This is a genomic window from Corynebacterium sp., assembly GCF_012837295.1.
Classification (GTDB): Bacteria; Actinomycetota; Actinomycetes; order Mycobacteriales; family Mycobacteriaceae; genus Corynebacterium.
This window is the reverse complement of record NZ_DURI01000002.1, coordinates 1-7,760: the sequence shown is the minus strand read 5'-3', so window position 1 is coordinate 7,760 and position 7,760 is coordinate 1. Positions and strand designations below refer to the sequence as shown.

Genomic DNA, 7,760 nt, shown 5'->3' with positions numbered 1-7,760 from the left:
GCCTGGCGCCGATGCAGCACCGGAACCAGGCCCTTGCGGCGATGACCGCCTAGTCTTTAGACAGTCCAACTTCCGGGTACCAGTTCAAAGAGCTGGTCAACCACCTCTTTCTGTCCACCCGACGTCTTTCTGCGGTGGAGGTGGGAGCTGCGCGCGGGAATCCCCGCAGATACCTACGTTTCGGCCAGATACTCACGTTCAAACGTAGGTATCTGCGTGGAACGTGGGTATCTGACGGAGCAGTCCAGTGATGTCGGGGTTCCGCGGCGGAATCTTCGGTGATGTCGGGGTTCGGCGGCGGGATCTCCGGTGATGTCGGGGTTCGGCGGCGATGGGGATCAGCGGCGCTAGGGGCGCCGGGCATCTCCGTCGACGCCGCATTCAACAACGCCCCGATCTGACCGGGTTTCTCGGGCCAGATCGGGGCGTAGTTGAAGATTCGGGCCCCGGATTCTTCAACATCGGCCCGATTTTCTTGCTTTCAGTGACACAGATCGGGTCGTTGTTGACTCGATGGGGCAGTACCCACCGCTTCTTCGAATCTACGGGGCCGGAACCTGCGGAAATGGAGAAACGCCCTGAGCGGCTCTCAGGGCGTTTACGGGGCTGTGGATGGCTACGTCGTAAAGCCAATCGCGCTACGGTGCCGGGGCATCTCCGTCGGCACCGTGCCAGGGCGATCCGCTGACGTCGAACTGATGCCCGGACATGACGCCGGACAGAAGTGGCCTGGCCTCGGCGATCGCGGAGCGCACGGATTCGAGCTGCAGCGATGCACGATGCGCCTCCGCGGAAACCCCAAGTTCGGAGACGAACACGGTGTCTGGATCGTCATCGGAGACGCCGACCTCGTACATGAGGCAGCCGGTGTCCGCGAAATCAGTCCAGGCCGAGCGAGAACGCCGCCTCGAGGTCGTGGCGAGAGTAGGCGCGGAACGCCAGCTGGGTTTCGGTGCGGATGACGCCGTCGACCTTGGAAATGCCGCCCGGGATGATCGCGGCGAGCTTCTCGTGGTCGGAGACGCGCACCATCGCGATGAGGTCCCAGTCGCCGGTGATCGAGTACACCTCGGTGACGCCGTCGATGTTGACGATGGCCTCCGCCGCTTCGGGAATCTGGTCGGCTTCGACGTCGATGTGGACGATGGCGGTGGTCAGCGACATGGGTGCTCCTCTTTGCTGGTCGGTTTCTGGTGCTCGTTGGGGCGCATGCGGTGCGCATGTGATGCACGGGCGGCGCCGGGCTCTCGGAACATCGGCGACCGGCCCCGTCCCCGCCGATGATACGCGGGTGGCTATGCTGACCCGCGTGAAGAAGGTTGAGGGGGACTCGCACTCGGCACCGGGCACTGCCGCGAAATCGGCGGCTGCCACGGGTTCTGCCGTAAGCTCGACGCCCGGCAGCCCCAGCGCCGCCGCACATTCCGCTCCCGGCTTCGCGACGGGCCTGCGCGACGGCATCCCCATCGCGCTCGGGTATTTCACGGTCTCCATCGCGTTCGGCCTCGCCGCCGCGGCGATCGGTTTCCCGACGCTCGGCCTGGCGCTGATGTCGGCGACGAACCTCTCGTCGTCGGGCCAGTTCGCGGGCGTGGCGGTCGTCGCCGGAGGCACGCTGATGGAGCTGGCGCTGACGACGCTGCTGGTCAACCTGCGCTATCTGCTCATGAGCATGTCGCTGTCGCAGCGTTTGGCGCCGGGCACGTCGACGCTGGGCCGCCTCGTCGTCGCCTACGGCGTCACGGACGAGATCTTCGCCGTCGAGTTGGGCCATCGCGTCGTCCGCGCGCGCTACGCCGCCGGCCTCATGGCGCTGCCGATCCTCGGCTGGACGTCGGGCACCGTCGTCGGTGCGGTGGCGGGCGAGGTGCTGCCGGAGTCTCTGGCGGGCCCGATGGGCGTGCTGCTCTACGCGATGTTCACGGCGACCGTCATCCCGGCGCTCAAGCGTTCGCGGCCGATCGCGATCGTCGCAGCCGTCGCGGCGGTCGCCAGCGCGCTGCTCTATTACGTCCCGGCGACGTCGGGCATTCAGGCGGGGTGGCGGATCATCATCGCGACGCTCTTCGCCTCCGCGATCGGCGCGTGGCTTTTTCCCTCGGGTACGGGGCTTGACGACGGCCGGCCGGAGGTGCGCGAGTGATCAACCCGTGGATCGCGGTCGCGGTGATGTTCGCCGTCACCTACGCCCTGCGCGCGGTGCCGCTGCTGCTGGTGCGCGGTGAGCTGCGCAATCGGCGATTGCGCACGTTCCTGGAGTTCACGCCGTATGCGGTGCTCACGGCGATGACGCTGCCGGCGGTCATCCACGCCACCGCCCACTGGTGGTCTGGCGTGGCGGGCATTGTCGCCGCGATCGTTTTGGCGTGGCGCGGCATGTCGCTGATGCCGGTGGCCATCGGCGCTGCGGTTACCGTGTGGATCGCGGAGATGGCCTCCGCGCTCGTTTGATTCCGCCTTCGCGTCATCCCCGCGCTCGGCTGATCGATCGCGCTCCGGTGTCCGCACCGGAATGATCTCCCGCCCACGCCCCTGCATTTTCCGGCATTCGCGGGTAGAACGGTGACATGGCTAACACTGCGTTCAAGGGAAACCCCGTCCACCTGTCCGGCAACCTGCCCGCCGATGGCGAGAAGGCCCCGGCCTTCACCGTCGTGGGCACCGACCTCGCGGACGTGAATTCCGCTGATCTGGTCGGCAAGCGCGTCGTGCTCAACATCTTCCCGTCGGTCGACACCGGCGTCTGCGCCGCTTCCGTGCGCCGCTTCAACGAGCTCGCCGCCGAGCTCGACGACACCACCGTCGTCAACGTTTCGCGCGACCTGCCGTTCGCGCTCGACCGTTTCTGCGGCGCGGAGGGCATCGAGAACGTCTCGGCCGCCTCCGATTTCCGCCACGGTTTCGGCGAGGCCTACGGCGTGGTGCAGCAGGATGGCCCGCTGGCCGGTCTGCTCGCCCGCGCCGTCGTCGTCCTCGATTCCGATGGCACCGTTGCGTACACGCAGCTCGTCGACGAGATCACCGAGGAGCCGGATTACGATTCCGCCCTCGCCGCCCTGAAGTAGACCCCTCCCGCTTTACGACGGACCCGTCCGCCACGTTCACCGTGGCGGGCGGGTTTTCGCGTGCCCGTCAGTCACGGTGCGCACGAGCCGTCGCCAAGCAGTTGGTTGAGATTGGGCAACGAAACGGCCGGGGCGGTGCTTAATCGAACCTGTGAATGGTTAAGGTCGAAAGTGACCAAAAAAGCGAAACAAGCGCCGCCGCGAACCGGAGGCGCATGACGGAAGGAGGTGCGAATGTCCGCGAACATGGTTGGATTCGCGCTGCTGCTGCTGGCGTTGATGCTGTTCATCGGCAAGGTCATGCGAATCCGGATCAAGGTGACGCAGAAGCTGTTCCTGCCCGCGTCGATCATGGGCGGTTTCGTCGCCCTGCTGCTGGGCCCCGAGGTGCTGGGCATGCTCGGCGGCACGATCGGCGGGGGAGTCGGCGAGTTCATCGAATCCGGCGGCGTCTTCGGCGAAGAAGTGCTGTCGGTGTGGAAGACGCTGCCGGGCCTGCTGATTTCGGTGGTGTTCGCCACCCTGTTCCTGGGGCAGAAGCTCCCCGGGCCCAAGTCCGTGTACAACCTCGCCGGGCCGCAGCTGGCGGTCGGCGTGGCGTTCGCGTCGGGACAGTACGTCGTCGGCCTGTTGCTGGCGGTCGCCGTGCTGACGCCGCTGTTCGGCATGACCCCGATGGCCGGCGCGCTCATCGAAATCGGATTCGAGGGCGGCCACGGCACCGCCGCAGGCATGATCCCCGTGTTCGAGGATCTCGGCTGGTCCGAAGGCGCGGACCTGGCAATCGCGGTGGCCACCGTCGGCCTGGTCGGCGGCATCGTCATCGGCGTCGCCGTGATCAACTGGGCCATCCGCACCGGCCGCACCGAGGTCGTCACCGAGGTCAAGGACCGCTCGATCGCCGAGCAGCGCGGCCTGTTCCGCAAGGACGAGCAGTACACCGCGGGCAACCTGACGTCGCGCCCGTCGTCGATCGAGCCGCTGTCGCTGCACGTGGCGTTCGTGGCCATCGCGATCCTCATCGGCGTGATCCTGCTGGAGGGGATCCAGTGGATCGAGCAGATGCTGTGGGCCGACACCGTGGAGCTGCTGGCGTACGTGCCGCTGTTCCCGCTGGCGATGATCGGCGGCATCATCCTGCAGCTGGGCCTGAACAAGATCGGCTACGGCCACCTCATCGACTCGGGCATCATGCTGCGCATCCAGGGCCTGGCGCTGGACCTGCTCATCGTGGCGGCGCTGGCGACCATTTCGCTGGAGGCCATCGCGGACAACATCTGGCCGTTCGTGCTGCTGTGCGTCGGCGGCATCGTGCTCAACGTGTTCCTGCTGCTGTGGATGGTGCCGCGCACCATTCCGTCGTACTGGCTGGAGCGCGGCATCGGCGACTTCGGCCAGTCGATGGGCGTGACGGCCACGGGCCTGATCCTCATGCGCATCGTCGACCCGGAGGGCAAGTCCCCGGCGTTCGAGGCGTTCGGCTACAAGCAGCTGGTGTTCGAGCCGTTCTTCGGCGGTGGCCTGATCACGGCGCTGTCGGTGCCGATCATCTTCCAGTTCGGGCCGTATCCGCTTTTGGCGGCGATGGCGGTGCTCTTCGTGGCGTCCATGGCATGGGGCCTGCTGTTCTGGGGCAAGAAGAAGTCGGACCCGCACGTCGACAAGTTGCTGGAGGACAAGGAGGCGGCGTCCGACGGCGCCGCCCCGGACCCGGTCTAGCCCGGCAGGGTTCGTACCCGGCCGGCCCGGTTGCTTGACGACGAACCGGCCCGCACATCGAATGATGTGCGGGCCGGTTTTGTCGTGTCCGGGAAGCGGCGGAGGCGGAGGCTACTTGGCGGTGGCCTCGCGGACCTCGCCGACGAGCTCCTCGAGGACGTCCTCGAAGGCGATGATGCCGGCGTAGTGGTGGACGTCGTCGGCCATGGTGGCCTTGGTCAGGTCGGCGGCGCCATCGGCGCCGACCTTGCCGGGCTCGACGGGGCCGAGGACGTCGGCCTGCTCGACCAGCGCGAAGTGGGTCTGGTCCTTCTGCATGGTGCGCATGACGTTCTGCAGCTTCTCGTCGGAGCGGATGCGCGACGGGACGCGGACGAGCATGTCGGGCATCGGCCGGTCGCGGACCTCGGCGGGCAGCCGGATGGCGTCCTTGACGTGGACGTAGCCCACGCACGCACCGTCCTCGAGCACCGGATACCGGGAGAAACCGGTGTCGGCGCACAGCGCCTCCAGCTCGGCCGGGGTGACCTCGCGGGTGACGGTGACGAGCGAGTCCGGCGGAAGCATGACGTCGGCGGCGGTGAGGCGTTCGAAGGTCAGGGCTCCCTGGAGGAGGGCGATCTCGTCGTCGTCGAGAAGCCCCTGGCGGCCCGACTCGGCGACGAAGTCCTGGACCTGCGCCGAGGTGAACGTCGAGTCGACCTCGTCCTTCGGCGTCGCCTTGAACAGGGTGCGCACCAGGAAGTTGGCCGTGGAGTTCATCAGCGCGATGAACGGGCGCATGACCAGCACGAAGATGTGCAGGGGAACGGCGATGATCGCCGCGGTCGTCGGAGGCTTGGCGATGGCGATGTTCTTCGGCACCATCTCGCCGAGCACCATGTGCAGGAACGTGACGATGAGCAGCGAAATCACCAGCGCGATCGGGTGGACCAGTGCCTCGGGGACGCCCCAGTCGTGGAAGGGGCCCTCCATCAGCGAGGCGATGGCGGGCTCGCCCACCGCGCCGATGACCAGGGAACACGCGGTGATGCCCAGCTGGGTCGCCGCGAGCTGGACGGACACGTCCTCGATGCCGCGCAGCGCGTACTTGGCGCCGGGGCGGCCGGCCAGGGCCATGGGCTCGACCTGGTCGCGACGGGCCGAGACCATGGCGAACTCGGCGGCGACGAAGAACGCGTTGAGGGCCAGCATGGCCACGAGGACGGCGATTGCCATTGAGGTGGACATTTACGCGTTCTCCTTCCGGGCGACGGTGACGCGGATGCGGCCGATGCGGCGGCGCGCCATCGTCTGCACGCGCAGTTCGACTTCCGCGGTGGTGGGCAGGTCATCCTCGTCGCGGTGGACGTGGTCGAGCGCCTCGACGCGGACGACGTCCCCGACGTGGGGCATCCGGTCGAGCTTCTCGGTGATCAGGCCGCCGACGGTGTCGGATTCCTCGCCCTCGGGGAGGTCGAGGTCGAGCAGGTCGCCGAGTTCGTCCGGGCGCATGAGGCCGGAGATGAGCATGGTGGAGTCGTCGATGCGGTGGTGGTCGCGGGACTCCTCGTCCTGCTCGTCGTCGATTTCGCCGACGATTTCCTCCACGAGGTCCTCGAGCGTGACGATGCCCGCCGTGCCGCCGTACTCGTCGACGACGACGGCAAGCTGGGTCGGGGTTTCGCGCAGCTCGCGCATGAGCGGGTCGAGCGTCATCGACTCGGACACCACGTGCACGGGCTCGGCGAGGCCGGCCGCCGGGGTCGTCGCCCGCTCGTCGTAGGGCACGGTGAGCAGGCGGTTGTAGTGGATGACGCCGGTGATGTCGTCCACGTTGTCGGTGAAGACGGGGAAGCGGGCGTGGCCGGTCTCGGCGACGGCGTCGAGCGCTTCGGCGACCGTCTCCTCTTCGATGAAACGCACGCGGGGGCGGGGCGTCATCACGTCGGCGGCCGTGCGGTCACCGAATTCGATGGAGCGGGCGACCAACTCGGCCGTCGAGCTGACCAGCGTGCCCTCGTCGCCGGAGCGAGACACCACGGCGAGGAGCTCCTCGGCGGTGCGGGCCGAGGCGACTTCCTCTTCGGGCGTGAACCCGAGCCAGCGCAGGATCATGTTGGCGGAGCCGTTGAGGAAACGCACCAGCCAGCCGAACAGGAACATGAACACGTTCTGCGGGCGCACCACCAGGTCGGCGACGCGCATCGGCTGGGCGATGGCCCAGTTCTTGGGCACGAGTTCGCCGAACACCATCTGCGTGAACGTGACGACGATGAATGCGCCGGTGGTGGAGATCGCCGTGACCACGCCCTGGCTCAGGCCGGTCAGCCCGAAGCCCTCGGCGAACAGGACGCCGACCGACGGGCCGGTGAGGAAGCCGGCGACGAGGCTGGTGACGGTGATGCCCAGCTGCGCTCCGGACAGGTTCGTCGATGTTTTTGTCAGCGCCTTGTCGACGATTGCGGCGGTTTTGTCGCCATTGTCGATGCGGCGCCGCAGGTCATTGCGGTTGATGGTCAGGTAGGAGAACTCGACGGCCACGAACAGCGCATTGCCCAGGATGAGCAGCAGCAGGACGACCAGAAGTACCAGTGCGGACCAGATCATCGGCGCTCACCCCCTGCGGCGCCGATCGGGGATTCCGTCGCGGGGACGGAACCGGGACTTCGGGACGGTTCGGCCGCGGCGGAGTCGTCGTTCGACTCCGCGGGGGCGCTGTGGTTATCGGAATGCTCGGAAGGCATGCGGCGATTTTATAGGTTTGCACGGGGCATGCACACCAGCGGGGGAAGGTGTTTCGCCGTAGGCGAACGCTCGGCCTTGCCTGCGGTTCGCTTGACGACGATCCGGCCCGGGTGCCGTCTACTGCACCGGTACCCGGATGGTGCCCGTCAAGTACCGCACGGCATGGCCGGAGATCCGGATGCGCTCGTCATTCGATTCGAGGTGCAGCACTCCGCCGCGGGCGGATGCCTGATGGGCGGTGAGCCGGTC

Annotated in this window: 8 protein-coding genes; 4 read left to right on the top strand and 4 right to left on the bottom strand. The window is 67.4% G+C overall.

The annotated features are described in order from the left end of the window. Positions 1-638 precede the first annotated feature (638 nt). Together GX015_RS00075 and GX015_RS00070 are read right to left on the bottom strand one after the other, a co-directional pair. The gene (locus GX015_RS00075; RefSeq protein WP_291341858.1) at positions 639-857 is read right to left on the bottom strand and encodes a hypothetical protein; all 219 of its coding nucleotides are present in this window, start codon (positions 855-857) and stop codon (positions 639-641) included. Positions 858-879: 22 nt separating this feature from the next. Then, complete coding sequence (locus GX015_RS00070; RefSeq protein WP_155870818.1) at positions 880-1,164, bottom strand: Lrp/AsnC ligand binding domain-containing protein; 285 nt, start codon at positions 1,162-1,164, stop codon at positions 880-882. Positions 1,165-1,309: 145 nt separating this feature from the next. Here GX015_RS00070 and GX015_RS00065 point away from each other — a divergent pair, with 145 nt between their 5' ends. From GX015_RS00065 to GX015_RS00050, 4 genes are all read left to right on the top strand, one after another. Beyond that, entirely contained in the window at positions 1,310-2,143 is an 834-nt protein-coding gene (locus GX015_RS00065; protein WP_291341855.1) for an AzlC family ABC transporter permease, read from the top strand. Beyond that, positions 2,140-2,451 carry an AzlD domain-containing protein gene (locus tag GX015_RS00060; protein WP_284823096.1) on the top strand — a complete coding sequence of 104 codons (312 nt, stop codon included), beginning with the start codon at positions 2,140-2,142 and terminating at the stop codon, positions 2,449-2,451. The genes GX015_RS00065 and GX015_RS00060 overlap by 4 nt, the downstream gene beginning before the upstream one ends. A gap of 116 nt (positions 2,452-2,567) precedes the next feature. After that, positions 2,568-3,065 carry a thiol peroxidase gene (gene tpx / locus GX015_RS00055; protein WP_155870811.1) on the top strand — a complete coding sequence of 166 codons (498 nt, stop codon included), beginning with the start codon at positions 2,568-2,570 and terminating at the stop codon, positions 3,063-3,065. A gap of 234 nt (positions 3,066-3,299) precedes the next feature. Further along, positions 3,300-4,784, top strand: coding sequence for a sodium/glutamate symporter (locus GX015_RS00050; protein WP_291341852.1), 1,485 nt, complete (start codon positions 3,300-3,302; stop codon positions 4,782-4,784). Positions 4,785-4,895: 111 nt separating this feature from the next. Here the strand turns inward: GX015_RS00050 and GX015_RS00045 are convergent, their stop codons facing one another. Both GX015_RS00045 and GX015_RS00040 read right to left on the bottom strand, forming a co-directional pair. After that, on the bottom strand, positions 4,896-6,014 hold the full coding sequence (locus GX015_RS00045; RefSeq protein ID WP_291341850.1) for a hemolysin family protein: 1,119 nt from the start codon (positions 6,012-6,014) through the stop codon (positions 4,896-4,898). After that, complete coding sequence (locus GX015_RS00040; protein WP_291341848.1) at positions 6,015-7,373, bottom strand: hemolysin family protein; 1,359 nt, start codon at positions 7,371-7,373, stop codon at positions 6,015-6,017. It lies immediately after the preceding gene. Positions 7,374-7,760: the final 387 nt, after the last annotated feature.